The 24,793-nt window shown below is 44.2% G+C and carries 16 protein-coding genes; 5 read left to right on the forward strand and 11 right to left on the reverse strand.

All coding sequences use genetic code 11. The features are described from left to right. Positions 1-126 precede the first annotated feature (126 nt). The 7 genes from F6J90_RS20370 to F6J90_RS43650 form a co-directional block, all read right to left on the reverse strand. On the reverse strand, positions 127-1,167 hold the full coding sequence (locus tag F6J90_RS20370) for a family 10 glycosylhydrolase (RefSeq protein ID WP_293097388.1): 1,041 nt from the start codon (positions 1,165-1,167) through the stop codon (positions 127-129). Positions 1,168-1,383: 216 nt separating this feature from the next. Further along, positions 1,384-2,520: a citrate synthase gene (locus F6J90_RS20375; RefSeq protein WP_293097892.1), complete on the reverse strand. Its 1,137-nt coding sequence runs from the start codon at positions 2,518-2,520 to the stop codon at positions 1,384-1,386. Between the two features lie 174 nt (positions 2,521-2,694). After that, positions 2,695-3,192 (reverse strand): phosphohistidine phosphatase SixA, encoded by a 498-nt coding sequence (gene sixA, locus F6J90_RS20380; RefSeq protein ID WP_293097391.1) that lies wholly within the window; start codon positions 3,190-3,192, stop codon positions 2,695-2,697. 434 nt (positions 3,193-3,626) lie between these two features. Next, positions 3,627-4,877, reverse strand: a complete 1,251-nt coding sequence (locus F6J90_RS20385; RefSeq protein ID WP_293097394.1) for a bifunctional oligoribonuclease/PAP phosphatase NrnA — start codon at positions 4,875-4,877, stop codon at positions 3,627-3,629. A gap of 107 nt (positions 4,878-4,984) precedes the next feature. Further along, positions 4,985-5,482 carry an HNH endonuclease gene (locus F6J90_RS20390; protein WP_008189673.1) on the reverse strand — a complete coding sequence of 166 codons (498 nt, stop codon included), beginning with the start codon at positions 5,480-5,482 and terminating at the stop codon, positions 4,985-4,987. Positions 5,483-5,658: 176 nt separating this feature from the next. Beyond that, positions 5,659-7,209, reverse strand: coding sequence for an adenylate/guanylate cyclase domain-containing protein (locus F6J90_RS20395; protein ID WP_293097399.1), 1,551 nt, complete (start codon positions 7,207-7,209; stop codon positions 5,659-5,661). Between the two features lie 226 nt (positions 7,210-7,435). Next, positions 7,436-11,812 (reverse strand): PAS domain S-box protein, encoded by a 4,377-nt coding sequence (locus tag F6J90_RS43650; protein ID WP_366513792.1) that lies wholly within the window; start codon positions 11,810-11,812, stop codon positions 7,436-7,438. A 1,210-nt stretch (positions 11,813-13,022) separates the two neighbouring features. Here F6J90_RS43650 and F6J90_RS20410 point away from each other — a divergent pair. Next, the gene (locus F6J90_RS20410) at positions 13,023-13,175 is read left to right on the forward strand and encodes a hypothetical protein (RefSeq protein ID WP_293097402.1); all 153 of its coding nucleotides are present in this window, start codon (positions 13,023-13,025) and stop codon (positions 13,173-13,175) included. Between the two features lie 79 nt (positions 13,176-13,254). Here the strand turns inward: F6J90_RS20410 and F6J90_RS20415 are convergent, their stop codons facing one another. The 3 genes from F6J90_RS20415 to F6J90_RS20425 form a co-directional block, all read right to left on the reverse strand. After that, positions 13,255-14,178, reverse strand: coding sequence for a CoA-binding protein (locus F6J90_RS20415; RefSeq protein WP_366513793.1), 924 nt, complete (start codon positions 14,176-14,178; stop codon positions 13,255-13,257). A gap of 483 nt (positions 14,179-14,661) precedes the next feature. Then, on the reverse strand, positions 14,662-15,972 hold the full coding sequence (locus F6J90_RS20420; RefSeq protein ID WP_293097404.1) for an ATP-grasp domain-containing protein: 1,311 nt from the start codon (positions 15,970-15,972) through the stop codon (positions 14,662-14,664). A 146-nt stretch (positions 15,973-16,118) separates the two neighbouring features. After that, on the reverse strand, positions 16,119-17,390 hold the full coding sequence (locus F6J90_RS20425) for an RNA-guided endonuclease TnpB family protein (RefSeq protein WP_293097407.1): 1,272 nt from the start codon (positions 17,388-17,390) through the stop codon (positions 16,119-16,121). 724 nt (positions 17,391-18,114) lie between these two features. Between F6J90_RS20425 and F6J90_RS20430 the strand changes: the two genes are divergently transcribed. The 4 genes from F6J90_RS20430 (at position 18,115) to F6J90_RS20445 (ending at position 23,757) form a co-directional block, all read left to right on the forward strand. After that, complete coding sequence (locus F6J90_RS20430) at positions 18,115-19,512, forward strand: hypothetical protein (RefSeq protein WP_293097410.1); 1,398 nt, start codon at positions 18,115-18,117, stop codon at positions 19,510-19,512. Between the two features lie 485 nt (positions 19,513-19,997). After that, positions 19,998-21,284, forward strand: a complete 1,287-nt coding sequence (locus F6J90_RS20435; protein ID WP_293097413.1) for a pitrilysin family protein — start codon at positions 19,998-20,000, stop codon at positions 21,282-21,284. 258 nt (positions 21,285-21,542) lie between these two features. Beyond that, complete coding sequence (locus F6J90_RS20440) at positions 21,543-22,817, forward strand: pitrilysin family protein (protein WP_293097415.1); 1,275 nt, start codon at positions 21,543-21,545, stop codon at positions 22,815-22,817. Between the two features lie 130 nt (positions 22,818-22,947). Then, positions 22,948-23,757, forward strand: a complete 810-nt coding sequence (locus tag F6J90_RS20445; protein WP_293097418.1) for a peptidoglycan-binding protein — start codon at positions 22,948-22,950, stop codon at positions 23,755-23,757. A 292-nt stretch (positions 23,758-24,049) separates the two neighbouring features. Here F6J90_RS20445 and F6J90_RS20450 read toward each other — a convergent pair whose 3' ends face one another. Then, entirely contained in the window at positions 24,050-24,709 is a 660-nt protein-coding gene (locus F6J90_RS20450; protein WP_293097420.1) for a hypothetical protein, read from the reverse strand. Positions 24,710-24,793: the final 84 nt, after the last annotated feature.

Below are 24,793 nucleotides of genomic sequence, written 5' to 3' on the forward strand. Positions count from 1 at the left end.
TCTTTTTTTATTTTCCTATAAAACTCTGGATCTCTTTCCCCTTTTGCCTTTTGCCTCTTGCCTCTTGCCTTTTTCGGCAATCGATGACTTGACAACCCAGATACAAACGTGATTATAGCTAACTACTTAAACTAATAGTTTCAGAAACCTTCCAAGGTTAAAAAAAAGTTTCTTTGTTCCCAAGTAAGTTTTAACAAACGCTTCTTTGTGCTCTGGTTTAATATTACGAAAAGGGCTATAGGTAGATTCCCAGCAGAAAAGAGAATAACCATAACCATAGTTTTCGGCTATTTTTATCTGCTTGTTGAGTTCATTGATGGGTTTAGGGCGATAGAATTCGCCACTGTAGATACCTACCGCTACCGGAACGTAATAACTAGCTTCTCGTAAACCAGAAGATTTTAGAGTATTGATTACTTCTTGGCTAGTTTTGCGATAAATTTGGACGATCACTTCATCGATAAAGCCTTGGCGTACCCAATACAACCAATTTTGAGAGTATTTTCTGTAGGAAAAACTTGGGGAGTTGGGAGAAAGAGATATAATTAAGTTAGGGTTAATTGTTTTAACCGCTTGGTAAATTTTACGGGTTAATTCTGTCATCACTCTGGCGTGATTTCCAAACTGAGTTGGAATGCCCCAATGATCGTCTAGTTGAATACCATAGAGGTTGGGATAGTTCTTAGCAACTTCAGTAAATAAATTAATGAAGTACTGTTGAACATCTGGGTGCTTTGGATTTAGCCACAGATGTTGATCGATAGCTTTTTCTCCTGTTGAAGTCTTCAGGAGCCAATTGGGATGCTGCTTAGCAAATTTTGAATTAAGATGAAGCATCATGCCATGCTCATACCAAGCATAGATTTTTAAGCCTTGACGTTCACCTTCTTTGATAGCGGCTTTTAGGGGGTCGGTGAAGGGTAAGGTAATCCAGTTATTTTTGAGGGAATAGTTACTAGGATAGGTAGTTCCACCATTATAAACATCAACGTAAATTCGATTAAAATTCAGACCAGATAACTGGTGAAATACATTGTCAGTTTGTCCTGTATAGGATAGAAAGTTGTTACCGACATGAGTTAGCCAAATTCCTTGAATTTTCTTGGTGGTTTTTGGGGTATGGCGAGGGGCAGGAATGATAGTGTTAACTCCTACCAGGACTACCACTCCTATTAACATCCAAATTATAAATTTATTGAATTTTTTTCTTAACCGAAATTTCATTAGTTGATTGGTAATTGGTAATTGGTAATTCTTATTTTCCTGGGCATATGCGCTAGCTCCCAGCTTTGTGGACAAACCTCAAGAATCACCAACGCCCAAATCACCAATGACCAATGACCAATGACTAATGACTAATGACTAATGACTAATGACTAATGACTAACGAGCTTCCATCGGAATATAGGGAGCATCGTGAGTGCCAGTGTAGACTTGAGTGGGTCTAAAAATTCGATTGACTGCTAGCTGTTCCTTCCAGTGAGCTAGCCAACCTGCAACCCGTGCGATCGCAAACACTGGTGTAAACAAGTCACTCGGAATACCCAGCTTCCGGTAAACTAAGCCAGAATAGAAATCCACATTAGGATAAATCCCCTTGTGACCCAGTTTTTCCTCCACTGCTTTCTCTAACTCCAAAGCAATGTCGTAGTACTTGTCTGTGCCAGATTCCTTAAACAGTTGTTCGGCTAAGTTCTGAAGTATAGTTGCTCGCGGGTCTTTTACCTTATAGACTCGGTGACCACAACCCATAATTTTTTCTTTGCGCTGCAAGCGCTCCTCCAAGTATGGGTGGACATTCTCCACTGAGCCGATGGTTTCCAACATGGTAATCACTTCTTCATTCGCCCCTCCGTGTAACGGACCAGCTAGAGTTCCCACCGCTGATGCCACTACTGCATAAGGGTCCGTAAGAGTAGAAGCAGTCACCAGAGCCGAAAACGTAGAGGCATTGATAGTATGTTCGGCATGGAGGGTCAGGCAAACATCAAAGACATGAGCCTCTAGGGGAGTAGGCTCTTGCTCATTGAGCATATACAGAAAGTTAGCTGCATAGCTAAGATCATCCCGAGGGCGTACTGGATCGTCCCCTTTGCGCATCTGTTTAAATGCTGCTACCATGGTAGGAATCTTAGCCAAAAGGCGAACCACGGCTCCCCGAATGTATTTTGGATTGTCGAGAGCCCGTTTGGAGTAAAACAGACCCAAAGCAGCAGCAGAGGCTTGTAGAGCATCCATGGGATGACCAGTTTCTGGAAAACATTTCATCATGTCCCGGATGCTGTACTTGATCCGTCGGTGGAGGCGAACGTCCTCCTGGAATTCATAAAGTTCGTTCTTAGTAGGGAGCTCACCCCAAATCAGTAGATACGCGGCTTCTAGGAAAGTACTTTTTGATGCGAGTTCTTCGAGCCGAATGCCACGATACTCTAGTATTCCCTTCTGCCCATCAACGTAGCTGATACTGGATTGAGCTGCTGGAATGCCTTCTAAACCTGGCTGGTACTCGCAAGCTATCATGTTATTACCTACAGAATCTTCAGTCATCTCAGGCTAACTTACCAGAGATTATGTGGTTAAGTCTTCAGTGCTACAAAGATTATTTTTACTGTGATGACTATATTATAGCACTCTTTGACTTCTCTGACCCATGAATGGGGGGAGATTCTGAACACCATCAAACCTGAAAAATTGCTATATTAACCACTTAGGTGAGGTCAGCAAGAATAGCTCACTGCGACCGAAGGGCTTCCCAGTATTAGGAAGCTTTAACCCAATTACTCCAGATTTTTTTAGCACTAGTTTTTGAGCCGATTCTCCCCACACCAACATTTCCGCCCAATTAGCTAAATCCGGTTGATGACCAACTAGAGCCAAACGTCTTTGATCATCAATCTTTCGCAACCTCTGCTGTAGCCAGCTGAGCCATTGGTGAATGTCACCCTCAGGAGCGAGGCTCTCTGACTCTTCAACCAATGAGGCTAAACCAACATCTTGGAGGATGGCAGCGGTTTCCTTAGCTCTGACCAATGGACTAGTCAAGATTAGGTCAAAATGTAGCCCTCGTTTCTGGAGCTCCTTTGCTACTTTACTAGTTTTTTCATGGCCAATTTTGGTCAGTGGCCGCTCTCGATCTTTGTTGTAGGTGCCTCGCTCAGCGGCAATACCGTGGCGAATTAAGTAGAGTTCCATGGGCTAATTGTTGAGATTCGCTTAAAATGCGTCCGCTACACTGAAAATACTCCTGAGTTCATCAGTTGGTATTAGTTAGTTTACTGAGTACTTGCACCATTGTCATTAATCTTCGGGTGGGCAGTGCCTAGGGTGTGGGGTGTGGGGTGTGGGGTGTGGGGTGTGGGGTAGGCTGTTTATTATGGGCCTTTTTCGGGGGAGATCGTTCACACCGGGTACGCGTACGGCGATAACGCCCAGAATGGATATCTAGCAAGAGATACACTGTCTCATACTATCAGACAATTTGTGCATGAAGTTTAAGCTATGGCCATCGCACAAAGTGAACAGCCTAGGCAGTGCCTACCAACGCGCTTTGCAAGGTTCATTATCTGTCTGGTGCACTGCCCACCCTACATGAACCAAGCTTATTGAGAATGGTGCAATATGTGAGTTTAGATAACAGTATCCTGAGGATTAACTAACCGCAGTAGTTTTTGCTTGATTTGGGTATCAAACACCTCCCACTTGAGCTTGGCATAGTCGGATTTGTCATTAAAACTACTCAAGAATCCCGTCGGAATTTCAAAGCCACCAGCCATCATGCGTCCACCACCAAAGAAACGCCCATGACTGTCTTGACCGAAAGCTTCTTTGATAAATTCATCAGGGTCGAGGGTTAACTTATTGGTTCTCAAGGAACCAATCACCACTTCTAATTCTTGGTCTTCATCGTAAACAATCCCATAAACCACAGCGGTGTGAACATTTTCTTCAGTAACTAAAAAGTCAGCAGCTTGGGGAATAGCATCCCGGTCTTCATAGCGAAGATAGCCCACACCAGCCATAGAGAAGTTATCTTGGAGAATGCGATATTTAAGCGATCGCTCAATAACATCCATCACTCGACGAGATCGGGATGTCTTGAGTATAGCGTTAAGGAGTTGAGTGTCGTAGAAGCGGCTCAGATATCCAGCTGCCAAGAAATCCTCTTCTTGAGCCTGCATTAGGATATTAGTATCAGAGCGCAGACCATGCATCAAGGCTGTAGCACATTTGATATGTTCACTAATGCTACTATCGAGCTGTAGTAACCCAGCCTGAAGGTAATGGGTTAATAGCGTCGCGGTGGCTCTTGCTTGAGGACGAAGGTCAATAAATTCTGCTTTCCACTCCCCTTGACTACTGTGATGATCAAAAATGGCAATTAGAGGAATATTCGCCTTGGTAACAATCGGTAATAGCTGGGTGGTTGTACCCTGGTTATCAATCAGCACATAGCCCTGATACACCGATAAATCTTGATTTTTTGTGGTCTCGACACTGGAGCGTTTGGCTGGTAAACCAGTCAGCTTAACCAGGGCAATGTTTTCCTGGTGAGAGAGGGTACCAGCATAGACAATATCGCATTGGATATTATACTGCTCGGCAATCAGCTGGTAAGCCCAAGCGCTAGAGAGAGCATCTGGGTCAGGGAAATCTTGTAGGATGATCAGTTGCCGCTCATGTTGGTGACGCTCTAGAGTCTCCTGCAACTGTTGTACTTTTGAATGTACTTTTGAACCTGATATAGCCGACTGCCGCCTTTTTGTTTGGGAATTTCCCACGAAGGGATTTAGATCTTGAGTAGATGACGGTTGCGCTTTAGCATCAACCTCTTCTGAATCTAAGCTAGATGCACCACTGTTAAGTAAATTGTTAGTCATTAGTTATTAGTCATTAATTAGCCATTGGTCATTAGCCATTGGTCATTAGTCATTAGCCATTGGTTAACCCCCTTTTGGCTTCATTAGTCGTGGGATCAGTTAGCGGACTAGGCACCAATCACATACTTCCGCCATTCCTGATGCCGTCCAGTTTTTAAGTGTTTAGCAATTTCAAAGTGGAGACTACTATAAGGTCTCCGGGGCTGGGTTTGCAACATCATGTTGGCTTCTTTAGGGGTGCGATTCCCTTTTTTGACGTTGCAGCGCACGCAAGCTGTAACAATATTTTCCCAGGACTCACCTCCATGGCGAGAACGAGGAATCACATGATCTAACGTTAAGTCATCGCCACTGTAACCGCAGTATTGACAAGAGTGACCATCACGGTGCAGGATGTTACGACGGGTAAGGGGAATCTCTTTGTAGGGTACCCGGACGTAATGGCGCAGTCTAATCACTGTAGGCAGTGGAAAATCTGCGTAAACGTATTTGCCGTTATGTTCGATACGCTCTGCCTTACCCTTGATCAACAACACAACCGCCCGTCGCCAGTTGGTGATGTTGAGCGGCTCATAGGAGGCGTTTAACACCAGAACCTTACCCATTGGTGATCTCAGCTAGGAGGATTTTCCCAGATAGTAGCACAGGTTGCTCAATCTGGGTTATTTTTCCATGGGTTAGTTTAATTTAGGGTGTTGCTAAACTGCTGATCTAAAGGCTGAACTAAAGAAATCCGTCAAGGGTCAACTCATGTATAGTTAGGTCAATTACCCATTACCCATTACCCATTACCCATTGCTAATGGACCTGTGAGCAGATAAGTAGTCATTTTCCCTTTGCCTTTGACTTCAAAGGGTTCCCGTTTATCAAACCGATACTTATCTTTTAATTTTTCATAAGTAGTAACTGTAACCTGAATGCCACCTGGTATACCCTGAGATTCCATACGGCTAGCCATATTTACGGTATCACCCCACAAATCATAGCTGAATTTTTTGATTCCAATTACCCCAGCCACCACTGGTCCACTGTTGATGCCAATCCTGAGACGGAAATTTTGATTCGTTTGAGCATTGTACTGGGCAATTAATTTTTGCATATCCAATGCCATTTTAGCGATCGCGTCCGCATGATACTTGCAGGGTTTTGGCAGACCGGCAACAGCCATATAAGCATCACCAATCGTCTTGATTTTTTCGACACCATGCTCCTCAGCTAGTTGGTCAAACTCTGAGAAAATTACATTGAGAATTTCGACCAGTTCGGTGGGAGAGGTTTGGGTTGAGAGTTTGGTAAAGTCAACTAAATCAGCAAACAAAACAGTTACATCTTCAAAACTTTCTGCCAGGGTACGTTCTCCTTTTTTTAACTGTTCTGCGACCGGTTGGGGCAAGATATTAAGCAGCAAAAGCTCAGCTTGGGTTCGGGCACGACGAAGTTCATCTTCAGCTTTTTTGCGCTCTGTAATGTCGCTAACTGTGCCTTCGTAGTAGAGTAAATCACCAAAATTGTCTCTGACTGCTCGTATATTTTCCGAAATCCAAATTACCATACCATCTTTCCGATAGACCTCGGACTCAACGTCTGATAACGTTTCTTCTTTGTGGATTAGGGCTAATATATCGTCACGACGCATCGGTGCGAGGTAGAGTTGTTTCCCAATATCCGTGACTTGATTAATCAGTTGTTCTGGCGACTGATAGCCCAAAATACTTGCGAGTGCTGGATTAGCGGTGATAAATTGTCCTGCTGGTGTAACTTGAAAAATGCCTTCAGTGGCATTTTCAAAGATACTGCGATATTTATGCTCAGCTTCTTGTTTCTGCTTGATTTCCTGTTGCAGCTGAAAATTTTGTTCTTGTAGTTGCTTTTGTAAACGCCCGAGTTTCAAGTGAGTGTTGACTCTCGCTCTTACTTCTTCCTGCTGCACTGGTTTGGTGAGATAATCTACTGCACCGAGCTTGAAACCTTTAACTTTGTCGAGAGTATCAGTACGAGCCGTCAGAAAAATAACTGGAATGTCTCTAGTTGACTCTTGAGCTTTCAAGCGACGGCAAGTTTCAAACCCATCAATTCCGGGCATCATAATATCCAGTAAGATTAGATCCGGTTGAGCATAGTTGACTTTTTGGAGGGCACTATAGCCATCTTGAGCGACTAAGACTTTGAAGCCAGAATTGCTCAACAACTCAAACATTACCCCTAAATTAGTCGGACTATCATCAACAATCACAATTACACCTTTATAGCCAATTTTGTTATAGCTCTCAGTTAGGGTAATTTTCCTGGAAGAGGAATAATTAGTAGTTTGAGTTACTGAGGAAATATTCATAATCACATGAACTCGTTATTGGGGTTTGTCGCTAATCAATGGCTAATTAATAAAAGCCAAAATAATCGATAGCATCTCACAAAAAATAAATCATGCATTTTAAAAATAAACTTTTAAAAATAAACCCTTAAAATATAATAACTTATACCTGGCTTAAATAGGAATTTAAATTGCTAGTTATTTTAAAGATATATAATTGATTTTTCCCTAACTTTATCGTTTTTTTTTAATCCTTTGATTGACCATGAGCTTCGCGGTCTTTTTTATCCATGTACTTCCCAACAAATTCCAGTATTTGTCTTTCTTGAAATCCTTTTGATAATTGACGCAAATTTTGAGCAAAGGGGATGAATTTATCATCCAACTGTTCAATCAAATTAGCTTCCTCTTGGATGCCTCTAATATCACCCATGATTGCTAGTTCATACAGAACGGATATTTTCTCTGGCGATGGGGCTACAGGCATAACCTCTTCAGCTTTCTCTTCCTTAGTGGATTCTACAATTCCTTGTCCTCCTTGTTGTTCCTCGGAAACGTCTGGTAAATCTAAATCTAGCCAAAAAATACTACCTTGACCTACAGTGCTTTTAACCTTTAATTCACTACCCATTAATTCCGCTAAACGTTTACTAATCGATAGTCCTAAGCCTGTACCATTAACCTGACGGTCAGTGTTACCCACTTGATGGAATGGCAAAAATATTTCTGCTAGTTGTTTTGGTGGAATACCAATGCCAGTGTCTGCTATGACAAAGCGCATTTTTTGAGTACCTTGCTTTTCGGTTAAAGGTTGTTCGCCTTTGGCGTTCCCGAAGGGTAGGTTTTTAGGTTGTTCGCCTTTGGGGTTACCGTAGGGTAGGTTGTCTTGACAACCTTGGCCTTTCGGCCACGCTTTCGGCAAAGCCGACGCTGCGCGAACGCGAACAACGTTAAACCGATCAACGTTCAACTCTGAACACCCCAAATAACCAACTTTAAAGGTTACCCCGCCAGTATCTGTAAATTTGACAGCATTTCCCAAAAGGTTCATCAGAACTTGTCGCAGTCTTATTTCATCACCCTTGACAAATTCAGGCAGAGGCGAAAGGAATTCGTAACGGAATGAAATGTTTTTTTGTTTAGCACTGATGACAACAATTTCCACAATACCTTCTAGAAACTTGGGAAACTGAAAATCTCTGACATCCAGTTCCATTTTTCTGGCTTCGATTTTTGATAGATCCAGGATGTCATTGAGTAGGGTTAACAGATGCTGACCACTTTGCTGAATAATACTCAGCTGCTCTTTTTGCGTAGCGCTCAGATTCGGTTCCTCTTGGAGGATTTGGGCATAACCTAAAATGCCGTTAAGGGGCGTACGTAATTCATGGCTCATGTTGGCTAAAAATTCACTTTTAGCGCGATTGGCTACTTCCGCGTCAACTTTAGCCTGCTTCAACGCCTGTTCTGCCTGTTTGCGATCGCTAATGTCTCGAAAAATTCCCTGCACAACTGTCTTGCCTTGCAGCTCCAAAGTAGTGGCACTAACTTCTACAGGCACGGTTTTACCAACTTGATGCAGTAATTCCAGTTCTACTTGAAATACACCCCCTGCCTCCACATGTTGCTGGAAAATTTGGGAGTAGGCTTTGAATCGTTCTCGTGGAATAATCTGACTCTGATGCAACCCAATAATTTCAGCTCTCCCACGACCGAGCATCTGTTCCGCCATCTGATTGGCTTCCAGGATGATTCCGGTTTCCGCATCTGCCATCAAAATGGCATCACCAGCTGACTCAACTAACTTGCGATACTTCTGTTCCGCCTGCCGTAGTTTTGCCTCTGATAGCTTGCGTTCAGTGATATCTCGGTTGCAGAAGATTCTACCATAGTAATCCCCACCACTGGTAAGCACTGGTGCTGAATAAAAGTCAAAAATACGCCCATCCTTGATTAAAAGTTCATCGTAGTTCGTTGTTTTGGGATGAGCTTGGAGATAGTCCACCTGAGCCAGAAATTCTTCGGGATGGTTCAGTTGAGAACTCACTTGCTTGAGCAAGTCTTTAATATGATTGGCTTGAAACAACTGTTCTGGAGTCTGCCACAAGTCACAGAAACGCTGGTTGTAGGAAACTACCCGAAAATTTTCATCAACCACTAAAATTCCATCAATGGCAGCTTCTTGTTGCGCTTTGAGCATGGCATTTGTACGGAGCACATCCTCCTGTGCCACAGAGCGCTCAATGGCAATTCTAGCGAGTTGGGTGGCTTTATCCGCCAGTTCTTGCTCTTCGCGGTTTGGGGTATGAGGTTCAGTGTAATAGGTTGAGAACGTGCCTAGCACCGTCCCTTGAGTGGACAAAATGGGGATAGACCAACACGCTTTCAGATTGTGGGAGAGTGCCAAATCCCTTATATTTCGACACAGGGGATGAGTAGCAATATCCTTAACCACGACCGATTCTCGCCAATAGGCGGCAGTGCCACAGCAACCCATATATGGACCAATAACCATACCATCAATCGCCTGAATGTAGGATTCTGGAAGGCTGGGAGCGGCACTATGACGCAGATTAACCCCATTTTTCTCCACCAGCAAGAAGGCACACCTAATCTTGGGCAATTGCTCCTCAATCAACCGAGCCAGTCGGTCTAGTACATCTGGCAGCTTCTCCCACTGGGTAATCATTTCCAGGATACGATTTTGTCCAGCTAACAAGGCTTTAACTCTCTGGCTATCAGTAATGTCAGTAAACGTACCAACTAGACGAACCACTTCACCGTGATCATCTGAGATCACTAGACCAGTCGAGAGAATCCAGGAAATTGAGCCATCTTTGCGCAGCAGACGAAACCTTTGTTTCCACTGAGAACTTCGTCCAGCACATAGGTTATCTAGGATGGCTTTCACCTGATCTTGATCCTCAAGATGAATCAGTGCCAGTAATTCATTAATGGTCGGTCCATCTTGATCCAATGGGTAGCCAATCAAGCTAAGAAATTGGGGTGAGTAGTAATGATCATAGGTCTTCAGGTTGATTTCAAAGAGTCCGTTGGTATTGGCTTGAATAGCCAGAGCAAACCGTTCCTCACTCTCCCTAAGTGCATCCTCAATGCGCTTGTGTTCAAGAACCTCCGCGATTAATTGTCGATTGAGCTGCCTCAAGGTAGCTGTTCGCTCTTGAAATTGATGTTCCAGCCGTTCATTCTGGTGACGGAGTGCGTCTTGAGCCTGCTTGCGCTCTGTGATCTCCTCAACAGTAGCTTCGTAGTAGAGTAGAAAGTTACTACTATAGTGGATAGCCCGCACGTTTTTGGAAATCCAGATTATAGTACCATCTTTTTGATAAATCTGTGCTTCAAAGCCTGAAACAACACCATCTTCCTGTAGCTGTAGAAGCAAATCTGCCCGTCTTTGAGGGTCAACGTAAAGTTGGTGGGCAATATCGGTGACACTTGCTATGAGTTCTTCCGGTGATTGATAGCCATATATTCTGGCTAGTGCAGGGTTAGCACTGATATAGCGTCCGTCAGGTGTGGTCTGACAAATGCCCTCGACAGCATTTTCGAAGATGCTGCGGTATTTGGCAACGCTTAAGCGCAACAACTCTGCTGCTGAGTTTCGTTCTGATGTAGTCGCTGCCAAGAATAAAGCGATTGTCGCCATCAGTATCATAAAAACCTGTAGTAGGGGAACTGCTTCGCTCAAGTCCCCGGTGCTGGCAACAAACGGTCCGGTACCCAAACTGGTTCCTACAATGGCAATGCTCCATACCATCAAGCAGCCTAGGGTGGTCAGGCGTTGACCAAATTGGAGGGCAGCCCAAATCAGCCAGGGAAATGTCAACCAGGTGAGGGGATAGGTTGCCATTTCTGGCGCAATCTCCGACCCAAACACTCCCCAACTCACTGTCAAGAGTGAAATCAGCCAGATAGCTGCCAAAATAATTTGCTTTATCTTTATGCTTGCTTGAGGGGTTAACGGTTGTTGCTTAGACAGTTGGAGGTTAGTTTGGGTTGACTGTTCAACTTTCTCAACCTTGAATCTGCCAACCTTCAACTCCTTCACTAGGTAGCACCAAACTAAAAACACTGGTACTACGACTACAACCACCATTAAGTCCCCTAACCACCATTTCCACCACATCCAGCCGAAATTCCTACCATCAAATTCACCACTCAGGTGTAAGTTAGTTAGAGTGACAGTCGGAGCGATGAGTGTGGCAAGCATCGACACCCCTAGCAAACCCAATACATCTCGTCGCCGTTCTAGGGAAGGACGAAGCTGCCACCACAGTGCCAATCCTATCGAGAGCAATACTGACAAGATATAGCCTAAAGCAGTGATCCCAGAAACTGGCCAGAACCTCTGAGGCGACACAGTCCAGAAAAATTGTCCCCAAGAAACCGATGGCACAACTCCTTGGTGTTCGGTTAACCACCAAAGATGCTCCCTTAGTAGTAATACGGTTGCTTGGGTAATTCCTGCGGGAGACCAAACTGGTGGTACTAATGTATTCCCTCCAATCAATCCATGGACTAAGTTTGCCAGCCCAAGGTAAACCAAAGTCAGTAAACCTACATTGGATAAGTGTTGCCAGAATCCTTTTGCGATGAAAATCATTTTGGGAATACGCCCAAAGATGGAGTTAGGCGAAATTAATCTTTACGCACATTGACATAATTTTCAATCCCTAAACCGGTAAATTCCGCAACTTTACAAACTCTTTTATTTTCTAGTTATATTTTTTTCATTCTCTTTAAATTAAAGGTTTTTTTGCCTTAGAGATTTAGTTAAAGTGAAAAGTGAAAGGTTATGGGTGAAGGCTACCAACTTAAGCTGGCATATAGCGACGGAGACTGGTAATTGTTCATTGTTGTTCATTGTTGATGGTTTTCCCTTGTCTTCCTTCCCTTTGCTTGATAAGAGGTAGCCTGGGTGAAAGAGACGACACCAATCTCCTCTCTTTCCCCTTTCTCCTTTTCCTTGTTCCTTTTAACTATCATCAAGGAGTCAAGGCAAGTGGTATACCATTCAAATTGAACCTTCTATAGGCTGAGATTTCACAGAACCCCCCTTACGTCATTGCCTAGAAGACATGACGCTGGCATTTTCTATTACACCTCAGGTATTGAAGGTTTTTAAATCAGCGCACCCACATATCCTTCTTTGGTTATCTAAAAAACTTGTATGTCAATTTTCTAATCTCGTAGGTGAGTAGGTGGTTTGTGGCAAAACATTAACGTAGTTATTTGAAGAAGAGTAGTAAGCGATGATCAACAAAGGTAATGTTAAGGTCAACAGCGCAATTACCGTACCCAAGACTTCTGCCCATCTATATGGGTGAGGGTCAGAAGAGTTGGCAGATGAGCCACTAAGTTCCATAAATTAATTGAAATTTAAACTAGGTCAGTTGAAAACGACGATTAGTTGGGTCTTATCATAAACCCTACATCCTCTATTTTATCGATTTATTCCCAAAGGATTGTTTTCTAGTAAACAATCTCAACCAAATTCCAGCCCGCTTAACGATACTTTGCAAAAAACTAGGCTTAACAAGGTTACAGGTTGTAGGTTACAGGTTGTAGGTTACAGGTTGTAGGTTGTTAGTTACAGGTTGTAGGTTGTAGGTTACAGGTTATAACCCACATTCCCGATGTCAGTTTGTAGTATGCAAACTATGATGCACTCGCACTACGCATTCAAATTAGGACATTGTCTTGATGCAATAGCGAGTGGGGGAAACCACGGCAGTCGCTCATGGCGCATGGGTCTGTGTGCGGAACCTGCGTCCGCACCGCTGTTTGCCCCGTGGGAACCACGGCAGTCGCTCATGGGGGAAACCACGGCAGTCGCTCATGGGGGAGACCCCCAAGACCGCGCTGCCTCCCCAAGACCGCGCTGCCTCCCCAAGACCGCGCTGCCTCCCCTGTTCCCTTGCTGCATCGCTCCTAAACTCCGAAACTTAGTCATAGCTTACTTCTGACTTCTGACTTCTTACTTCTTACTTGCGCGTAGCGCTATAAATCCGACCAACGGGTGATGGGGTGACCAATCAATTCTTGTCAATGCTTGAAAGCCTTTTGAACCAAGATGGGAATTTGGGAGGGGCGTTCGGCTACTGGGATTCTCCCTTGCTGAAATACTGCCACTTTTTCCTGTGCCGTAGACACTTTAGTCATATTACTCATAGCCTCTGGTAGGTGAGTCGATAGCCTAGCACTAGGGTTAAAAATTACTTGTGTCTCTGGTGTATAGCGTCCCGCAATGTAGGAAATCACTGGTTTATGGATTTCCTGGGCTATATACGCGGCGGCGGCCACGTCTTCGTAGCCGCCGCCAGTCTGATCAACTAGGACAATAACGTTTGTAGCTTTATCTTTTTCCAAAACCTCCAGCCAATGGCTAAACGAAGAACCAACAATTGCTTCACTGCCAAGGTTAATCGCGATTGACTGTCCTAGGTTAGCTTGAGTTAAGCCTAAAGCCACTTCGTAGATCAAATAACTACCACGGGTAATTAATCCCACTGAGCCAGGGGTGTAAAATTCACTCTCGTGAGTCCCTAGCAAAACTTTTCCTGGAACAATAATTCCAGAACTGCTCGGACCAAGAATAATCGTGTTAGTAGCTTGGGCAATACCTAGCAATTCTACCATATCCAAGGGAGGAATACCACCAGTAACGAGAATAATTTGCCTGATCCCAGCATCTATCGCTTCCAAGGCAACATCCTTTATCTGGTAAGATTCTTCAAAAATAATGGTTGTGTCCACAGCCTCGACATGATGGCAAGCCTGCTCTACTAAATCAAATACAGGAATGCCATGGAAGGTTTGCCCTCCCTGACCAGTACTAACTCCAGCTACGACATTGGTGCCATAGGCTTTCATCCGGGCAGCGTAGTACAAACCTAGGGGTTGTGTAATACCTTGTACTAGCACTTTGCTATCGCTGCTCAAGTTGATTTGTGATTGATCCTTAGTCATTTGTAGTTTGTCATTGGTCAATGATCATTGATCACATTGATCATTGATCAGGAAGGGGAAGCCCCGTCACAAAGCGAGCGGGGAGCAAGCGTCATAGAGGTTTTAACCGCCGTCAAGTATAATAGATTTAAGCTGAAATAGGCCAAGGCACTCTCAACTTCGGAGCAAACAGCTAGCCAGTAAGCCACTATCGGCGCGTGATCTGCAAATCGAAGTATTTTGAGGTTGTCCGGGAATTGACCCGGTTGTAGAAGCTACGGTGTTAGATCCGTAGAGTAAGCCAACCGGTCGGTTCGGCACTTAACCCTTAGACTCAATCAATCAGGAGTCTAGGCGCGTTGAGTATGCTAGGGCTACTGAAAACCAACGTTCTGAAGCCTGGGCGAAAGCCCCCGTGCTATGCCTAGCGGCAGGCTACGCCAACAGCCGGGGGTAAGCTTACAAAGGACAAGGAACAAAAGAATCCTCACGCTCTGCACTCAGTTAGGTGACTAGGTTAGGACGTCGTGACCCTTTCCTGGCAAGAGATACAGCTTGCTTTACTGCCTCATCTAAGTTGTCTGTAAAGTGTACGGGTAGCTGAGCCAAACGCTGTTGAATCGAGTGAAAATTTGTCCCAACTAAACGGATGACAAGCTGAGGTCTCTCAATCCCAGAGGCTGATCGAGGAGATTTGCCCTTAGATAACAGGTTTTGGTGATGGGAGCTAAGGGGATGACTGGTGGAATTTTGCTCCTGGTTCTCTGAATTGAGTACAGGTGTTTCCCCACCTTGAGACAGTAGATAGTTGGCAATCATCTCAGCTGCGGCATTGCTGGTAGCCCTATTGCTCAAGATATTCACTAAGACCACTTTAATCCCTTCGGATGTGGTTAGTTCTCGCAAAGCCTCTTGCAGTTCCTCTATCGCAGCAGGAGTTATTGGCCAGTATTGGTTAGAGTTGATAGTTGGAACGAGATGACACTGTCTTGGTTTACCCTTTGCTTGGTATACCAGATCAACTGTTGTTGCAGCCAGACACATGCTGTTGCATATAATCCCGATGTTGCCTTTGAGATCACGACCTTTGAGATCACAACCATTGAAATTATGGCTTGAGTTAGTGGGCATCTCTTGGTAAAATCCACTGTCAGCCATGGTCGATGTCAAGTTGATCAAATCCTGATGACGTCTCAGAGCCTTGTCGTTGATAGCAATCCTGCCATCAAGAGCCATGAGTTCACCAGTGGGGCTAACACCGAGGGGATTAATTTCCACTATGTCCAAATCTTTTTGGACAAAAAGTTGGTACATTCTATTAATAATCCCACTCACTGACTCAATCAGATTACCATGAAGTCCCATTTTGATGGCAAGACGCCGCCCATAGAAGGGTGAAAAGTTTTGCTCGACCACAACCTTTTGCATATCGCTGATCAAGGCTTTGGTTTCCATACGCCCTTGGGAAGAACCCAACAGGACAGGACGAGCCAAGTTGTAGTCTAGGAACACGGCTAGATAAAATTCTTGTTCAGCATTGTAACGGGATTCTGCTAGCAGTACTTGAGGATGCTTACCCAGAATCGGGAGTTTGAAAATTGCCCTAGCTGCTGCGATCGCATCGATGGTATTCTCTACACACCGGATCCGACGAGCTGGGTTCTCTCCATAAGTAGATACTTGAGATTTGAGCACCACCGGATAGGGAATCTGTAATCCCTTGATGTCGGTAGGATGGTCAATCCGTTGAGCAGGCAAAACCGGAATGCCAATCTCACGGAATAATTCTTTAGCCTGGTATTCTAACAGATGCATGATTCGCGAACAATCCTAAGCACGACGTTTCAAATCTTTTGCCACTTGGTCAATGCCGTAGAAACACTTCGGTGAAAGTGTCTAGCACCTGAAGCGGCCTTAAATTGTTTAGTGAACTACCCCAACCTACTTGGCCTATGGCCACGCTACGCGAACGTAGAGGTTGGGGCTTCCAGTTTCACGGAAGAATGCCTTAACTTGGACGGACGTCCACGTTTTGGTCTTACTTCTTCGACCCTGGCGTTGACCTCCCCCGTCCCAGAGGAGGATAGCATTCTGATCCCTTCTGCTCTAATATTTTTTGCTGCATTACCATCTCTGTCCTGATCAGTCCCGCAACTCGGACAAGTCCAAGTTCTTACATCAAGTGGCAGCTCTTTGATTTGGTAATGACAATTAGAGCAGGTCTTAGAACTGGGGAACCACCGGTTTATCTCCACCAATACCTTTCCTTCTTTTTCGCACTTATAAGAAATGAAATTAACAAAGGTTCCCCAACCTAGATCAGATATTGCTTTAGCTAATTTATGGTTACGTTCGCGAAGCGTGCGCGTAGCGCACAGCATGCCCTTGACGTTTAGATTTTCGACTACCACTACTTGGTTGTTGTCAACTATCTTTCTGGATAGCTTATGTAGATAGTCTTGGCGGACATTTCCAATCCGTTCGTATACCTTAGCTACAATTTTTATGGCCTTTTTGCGTCTGTTACTACCTTTTTTCTTTCGGGCGGCGATACGCTGCTTTTTCGCTAGTTTCTTTTCGTACTTGGATAGATGCTTAGGATTCCCAAATTTAGAGGTCTTTTCGCCGTCGTAGGTAATCGCAAAATCCTTGATACCCAGATCAATGCCAATCACTTTCCCATCTTTGGATACCTTTGAGCTACTAGAATCATATTCCATTAGCACAGAGGCGTAGTATTTCCCAGAGGGAGTCTTACTGACTGTAACAGTCTTGATATCCCCGTCCAGTGGGCGATGAATTACTGCCTTTACAACCCCTAGCTTTCCAGGAAATTTAAGACAATCGCCCACTAGTTTGACTTTTTGATGGTACTGAATTGACTGGCGATGATGATATGACTTGAATCTAGGATATTTGGCTCTGCCCTGGCCGTAGGCCACGCTGACGCGAACAAAAAAGTTTTGATATGCGCGACTAAGGTTAAGACTCACAGATTGTAAAACCTGAGAGTAACAGTCTTTTAGCCATTCAGTCTCTTTTTCCTTTTTGAGCTTTGGAAGCATAGAGTTAAGCGCAGATTGTTTTAGCCCTTTGCCAGTTTCCTTGTAAGTTTCTATGCACTGATTCAGCGCGTAATTCCACCACCAACGAGCACACCCAAAATGTTGAGCAAGGATCTGAATTTGCTCTTGAGTGGGATAAATCCTGACTTTGACGGCTTTATGTTTCACTGCATTTACCTCTGTTATCGACCTCTGTTACTATTATATGTATTTTGCATTAATACATCAAGTCTTAGGCTTTTCAATATAAGCTATCGTCTCGCTATCCATCCTAGAGACGCGCGCCAAAGTAGAGTGGAGCCTTTATGGTTGGTCGGCTATGAAGAAAAGGGTTAAAACTGTAAGATTCGCGGCTCCACTCTACTTACGGTAACTTCAACACCGTGAAAGACGGTGGGGAATTCCGCGAGTTTTGTTAAAAACAGGAAAATTATTCCCCCAGTAGCCCCTAGGTAGGATAGGTAGAAGGGAAGCAGGTGTCGATCGCTTTAAACGCCATCACTGAGTTATTAATCTATGATAGAAGTCAATAGTTGATAACTCCAGATCACCGCCGCAGCCAGATCACGGTAGCTGTTCGTTGATGGTTCTAGATAAGTGCGGATCTTGGCATGTCTAATCGTAAGGTTGGAAGTCTAGACCCAATCAAAGATGACGGCTTAGGAGGATGTCACTCCTTGCTTCTTTGATTCTTCATAATTCCCCCCTAACCCCTATAATTCCTCACTGTTGCCTTAATATCTCACCAATTCCTGCCTAACCAATGGAAGCATAGGAGGATATTTTGGGTTAAGATTAAGTACCTTTCTTGGTATCCCTGGCTTTCCTCCTGCTACAGGCAATGGATTCTAACCAGTTAACCCCTGAGTCTAACCAAAGCAACGATCAATCAATGGATTCTGACGTTGCAGCCCACCCTTGGGACGAACCACTTTCTGATCCCGAGGCTCAAACCGATGAGCCATTCCCTGAAACACTACAACCTCATGAAGGAAATTCTAAAAGTACGTTTCTTTTGTTGGTGGTGGTGGGCATGGGATTGGGTTTAGTATTTTTAACCGGCGGCTTTTATGTTTTTACCCGTCCCTGCGTATTTGGGTCTTGTACTGTACTGAATGAAGCTCAGCTATTGAGTAAAAAGTCAGCAGACACCCTGAAAAAACCCAAATCGGGAAAGGACATTCTCGAAGCTCAGAAGCAATTAAAGACAGCGATTGAAGGACTCAAAGCAATTCCGTTTTGGTCAATGAAGCATGACACAGCACAAGGATTGCTTCAAGCCTATCAAGTCAGAGGTAAAGACCTAGATCAGTTAGTGACAGCCATGCAAATGGCGGCTAGGGCAGGTCATAAAGGGAAAAATCCTCCCCATAAGGCATCAAAGTGGATAGCAATTCAAAAACTGTGGCGAGAGGCAATTGCCCGCCTTGAACAAATGCCTAAGGAGAGTAGCCTGAATGCTATAGCGCAACAGAAAACTCAGCTATATAAGGTCAATTTAGACGAAGTTAATCGGCGATTAGTCAAAGAAAGACAGGGTAATCAGATTATGAAAGCAGCTAAGAAAGCGGCTCAGATTGCCCAAGCTCGTCAGGGTGTAGCCCAGACCTTAGAGGAATGGCAACTAGTCTATAGTACTTGGAAAACTGCATTAGACCGTCTGAACAAAATTCCTCAAGGAACAACCGTTGAAGAGGACAAGCAACGACTGGAGGAATTCTATAAAACTAATCTGGCCAGGGCGCGCGATCGCAAAACCCAGGAAAAAATTGCTACCAACGCCTACAATCAGGGACTACGTCTGGCTCAGTTGGCTCAAAAGGCTCAGGGAAAGCAGCAATGGTCGGTGGCTGCGATTCATTGGCGCAACGCTTTAACTTACGTGAAGCAAGTTCCAAACTCAACATACTACCACAAAAATGCACAGTCTTTAATTGAGCCTTATCAAAACGCCCTTAAGGCAGTTCAAAGCAAGTTGCAGTTGCAGGTAAAGTTAAAACAAATTGGTGGTGATCTTGAACAAATCTGTACTGGAGAAACTCGGGTTTGTAATTACACCATTCATGAAAGTCTGATTAAAGTAGAATTAACACCCACTTATATGTATCAGGTCAGACAAACAGCGATTACGGCTCAAGTTAGAGGTGATGTAGAGGCTCACGCTGGTATCGTGAATCACGTATTGACTTTAGAAGATGCCCTCAAAGGGATTAGCTATAATTCCGAAATCCGTATGGAAATCTATACCGCTGATGGGGCTCTGATTCAGGTACACAGTCCTGGAACTTAGTTAGGAGAACTGTGAAGTAGTAATCATGATCTTTAACACTGGGTTAACCTAAATTAACGTTAATTGACACTCCCCGTCCTTAAGGAGCGGGGATTCTTGGCTCTACGACTCGTCGTGGCTCTTTCAAACCGGAGTCAGAAAAAGTAGAGGACAAATCTCCCCAAGCGTGATTGATCATAGATCTAGGTTTCGGTGTGCCCCACCGTACCTTTTTTAGATGAATAGACAGATACTTTTTTATCTAAGTTTTTCATAGACGTTGTAGTCGTTAGACCAAATTACGCAATACGTATCTCATACATATTTTTTACGTTGTCTACTTATGATTAGATAGTACCTATCTGACATGCAAGTTTATTGCTTATGCTTTTATTCTATCACATCCGACGGAAAAGCCGTCGTTCGCGTAGCGTGGCCAAAGGCCAACGAAGGACGGGGCTTTCGACTTGTACGTCCCCTCGTAATATGATGTAAGAAGTTACACATTGAGATTAGAAGCATTGTTATCTGAGCCCCTACCTCAAGTAAAGTTTCCTGCTAGTGTTTTCAAACTGACCAATGGCTTGAATGTCATTCATCAATACCTAAGCGCTACACCAGTAGTAGTGGCGGATGTGTGGGTTGGTGCTGGTGCGATCGCAGAACCAGAAGAATGGTATGGCATGGCTCACTTCTTGGAACACATGATTTTTAAAGGCACCGAGACCATTGCTCCTGGTGTGTTTGACTATGTGATTGAAAGCCACGGTGGTGTAACGAATGCCGCTACTAGCCATGACTTTGCTCATTTTTTCGTAACCAGTGCTTCTGAGTATTTAAAACATACCCTGCCTCCCTTGGCAGAATTACTCTTGCATCCTGCTATTCCTGAAGAAGAATTTGTCCGGGAACGGTGTGTGGTGTTAGAAGAAATTCGTGGCAGCTACGATAATCCTGATTGGGTGGGATTTCAGGCTCTTTCTGAGAGCGTTTACCAACGTCACCCCTATGGCAGACCGATTCTGGGTACTGAAGCGGATTTGATGGCTCACTCTCCCCAACAAATGCGCTGTTTCCACCAATGCCATTACCAGCCGGAAAATATGACTGTGGTGATTGTAGGTGATATTGACCAAGAATCAGCATTAACTATAGTTGACCAGTCATTTCAAGATTTTGCTTGCCCCACTGATTGTCCTAAACCAGAGGTGATAGCTGAACCACCATTTATCGGAATTAGACGTCAGGAACTCAACTTGCCTCGCCTGGAGCATTCACGTCTATTGATGGCTTGGCACGGACCAGGGATAGATCAGCTTGGGGATGCTTGTGGTTTGGATTTACTCTCTGTGCTTCTGGCTGATGGACGCTCTTCTCGCTTGGTAAGAGAATTAAGGGAAGAGAAACAATTAGTGCAAGACATTGGTAGTAGTTTCTCTCTACAGCGTGATTCAAGTTTGTTTACTATTACCGCCTACCTAGAACCCGAGTACCTGGAACAGGTAGAAGCAATAATTAGGGAACACCTGTGGCAATTGCACCAGACACCAGTGTCAACTACAGAACTCAAACGCTGTCAACGTCAGGTCTATAACGACTATATTTTTTCCACAGAATCTGCTGGTCAACTTGCTGGTTTGTATGGTTACTACAGCACTATTGCTACACCACAAGCAGCCTATAGTTATCCGATTGAGATTCAAAAGCTAACAGCTAATGACGTAATGCACTTAGCCCAGCGGTATCTTTCTCCCCATCGCTATGCTATCACAATCCTCAACAGTATGGCTTAAAGTATAGCTGAAATCGTAACTCATTTTGAGATTAAAAAGCTCAGAGATTTAGACCTAATGCACTTAGCCGATGCGGTATATTTATATCTATCGCCTGAGCTATCACAATCATCAACAGGATAGCTTATATTGTAACTAATTAAAGGTAGTAAATCCTCACAAAGGCATGTAGTCAAAGTGGAAATTCGTGCATTGAAAATTTTAAATTTGAAATTTGCCTAAAACCTAAAACTATCCAGCCTAAGACTTAAGACTATCATGCCTAATATCACACTAAAGCAACAACAGAATATCCATCGCACAGTGCTAGATAATGGCATCGTGGTGATTGTAGTTGAAAATGCTGCTGCTGATATCATTGCCAGCCGTCTATTTATTCGGGCAGGTAGTCAGTTCGATCCACCAAACCAAGCTGGGCTATCTCACCTCGTCTCAGCAGTTATGACCAAGGGAACCCAAGACTTATCCTCTATAGACATTGCCGAACGGGTCGAGTCTATGGGGGCTCAACTTGGTGCTGATGCGGCTAACGATTATTTTCTACTCTCCCTGAAAACCGTTGCAGCTGACTGGTTTGAAATGTTACAGCTAGCAGGGCAGATTTTGCGATCGCCTAGTTTCCCAGATGCTGAGGTAGACCTAGAGAGGTACCTAACCATTCAAACTATTCGTGCCCAACAGGAGCAACCCTTTAACATTGCCTATAAGCAATTGCGACAGGCAATGTATCAAGACCATCCCTATGGCTTCTCAGTGTTGGGAGAAGAAGCTACCGTATCTACACTGGGTCGAGCTGACTTAGAACACTATCATCAGACTTATTTCCGCCCTGATAACCTCATAATTAGTATTGCAGGTCGTATTAACTCAGAAGATGCGATTGGGCAGGTGGAGCAAGTGTTTGGGGATTGGCAAGTTCCCGATACACCCCTGAGCAAACCCTCCTTACCCTCCCCCATTGCCCAACCCTGCCAAGTAACTACTGCCCAAGACACGCAGCAGTCCATTGTGATGCTGGGTTATCTGACCTCAGCCGTACAAGAGGCTGACTTTGCTACGCTGAAACTTCTCAATACCTACCTGGGCAATGGTCTTTCTAGCCGCTTGTTTGTAGAACTCAGAGAAAAGCGGGGTTTAGCCTATGATGTCTCAGCATTGTTTCCTACACGCCAGTCGGCTTCTACGTTTATAGCCTACATGGGCACAGCACCAGAAAATACAGAAACTGCCCTAGTTGGTCTGGTTACGGAAGTGGAACGCCTTTGTTCTCAACAACTGAGTCAGGATGAATTGCAAGTTGCCAAAAATAAGCTTCTTGGTCAGTATGCACTAGGTAAACAAACCAATGGTCAGCTAGCTCAAGTCTATGGCTGGTATGAGACCATCGGGCTAGGAGTTGAGTTTGATACCCTGTTTCAACAGGATGTGACAAGGGTTACTCCAGAGATGGCTCAAGCAGCAGCTAATCGCTATTTCATTGAACCTTATATTTCTCTAGTCGGACCTGCTGAAGCAATCAACTTCCTGGGTTAACTGAGCAAAGCAAAAACTTCAGGTCTCTCCCGTGTTTTACCTTTTAACCGGGAGAGACCTTAATGTATTAATCAGCTTGAATCGATAAAGTGAAATTAAGTCGTGACAAGAATTACCTTGGTGTAAAGATATGGATTCTATAGACACCACTAACAGCATCATCGGTATAACTATCTTTGGATCAGTAGCCCTTAGCTTAGGGAACTTGCCAGCAGTTGCCCTTGAAGCCAATGGCGTTGTCCCAAAACTGGCTCAAGGAATTACCCCAGTCAAAATCAACCGACCAACTCTCGACATTGGTAGTGAGGGGGAAAGAGTATCTGAATTACAAGCAGTTCTTAAATTATTGGGGTATTACACAGGAGAGGTAAATGGGGTCTATGGAGATAATACTGCGATCGCTGTCTCCAAGCTCCAGCAAGAAGCGGGTTTAACTCCCCATGGCATCATGGGAGCTGCTGAATGGAATCTTCTGTTTCCGAGCATCCCACCCAATCCAACATCCTCAACCTCTACTTCAAATCCCTTACCCTCAGCAAGTATAAGACCCCCGACCACCTCTGATGGCATCTCAGCATCATCCTTTCCGAGGCCTTCCATCACACAAGCTATTACCCAAACCACCACAACTCGTCCTAACCCTTCCTCCACAGCAACCAGCACTGGCTTTGGTAATCGCACTACCACAACCGGCAATTCGGTTACTGTCGAGAGAACTAAGCCTAGCGCTATAACCTTACCAATTCTCCGACAAGGTATGCGTGGTCCAGCCGTCCAGCAATTGCAGAGGCGACTGAAATCTCTTGGTTTTTTAAAAGCCACAGTAGATGGGGTATTTGGAGAGGTTACGAAAGCCGCAGTACAAGCCGCTCAGCGCAAGTTCAAACTAGAACCTGATGGCATTGTTGGTCCTGCTACTTGGAATGCTTTGCTACGTTGATGAAATTTTTGTTGTTCGCGTAGCGTGGCCGTTCGCGCAGCGTGGCCTACGGCCTTAAGGCCATGGTTAACGATTGAAAGTTAACTGTTCACTGTTAACTGTTCAATCATCAACCGTCAACAAGACACTAGTTATAGTGTTAGTTATAGCGTTTATTGCATTTATGAAGTACGCTTATCAAGCTCAAAGTCCCCCTTTTTAAGGGGGATTTAGGGGGATCCCTTTCTACCTCATGGGAAAGACAATTGCTATATATTTTTGCCGGTTAACTAGTTATAATTCTTGATTGATATTACTGCTTTGCTTGTTTCTGCGGCTTGACTTCCTGCTTCAATAGGGAACTAATTCCTAAAGCCCCCAAAGCTAAAATCCCTAGGGTAGAAGCAGGTTCGGGAACTCTTTCACCTGTAGACAATGACAGCTCAGCACGAGATACAATGGCATCATCTCCATAAAATACCGGAATTTTGCCACTATTGGCATTAAAGACGTTCACGATTTCTCCTGAGTCGTAAAACTCCAGTAAATTTAAAGACAGCGATTGCTTAGTTCCTACTGGGAGATTGCGGATCAGATCAATAGTAATAGTATCCAATCCTCTGATCCCAAATAAATCGGTAGTAATCAGGGCGTTGTTTGGTGTCAGGTCTAAAATTAGTTCCGCTTGCGATAAGTCATTTATTAATGTTACCAAGTTAGAAAAATCAAAGCTCCAACTCGTATCTTCATCAATCCCATTACCAAGGGTAGTGCTATCCCCAGTCCTTTCTATCGTAAAATCGCCGTTTTGTAGGGTTTGACCAATACTGGCATTTAGTATTGTTGAAGGACTTGAACTGCCATTCGCTTCAGCTGTGAAATCAAGACGACTAGCCAAGGCTTTTTCAGGTATTAAGCAACTGCTTAATAGGACGGCAACTGTAGCCGCTGAGAACACTTTTAAAGTAAGCATTTTAATGGTTCCAAACCAAAATTAAGGTTAGAGTTAATGGAAAAATAACTCTATTATACTCCGCTCACGAGAATTTGGTAACAA

Origin of the sequence: Moorena sp. SIOASIH, from assembly GCF_010671925.1 — a bacterium.
Lineage (GTDB): Bacteria > Cyanobacteriota > Cyanobacteriia > Cyanobacteriales > Coleofasciculaceae > Moorena.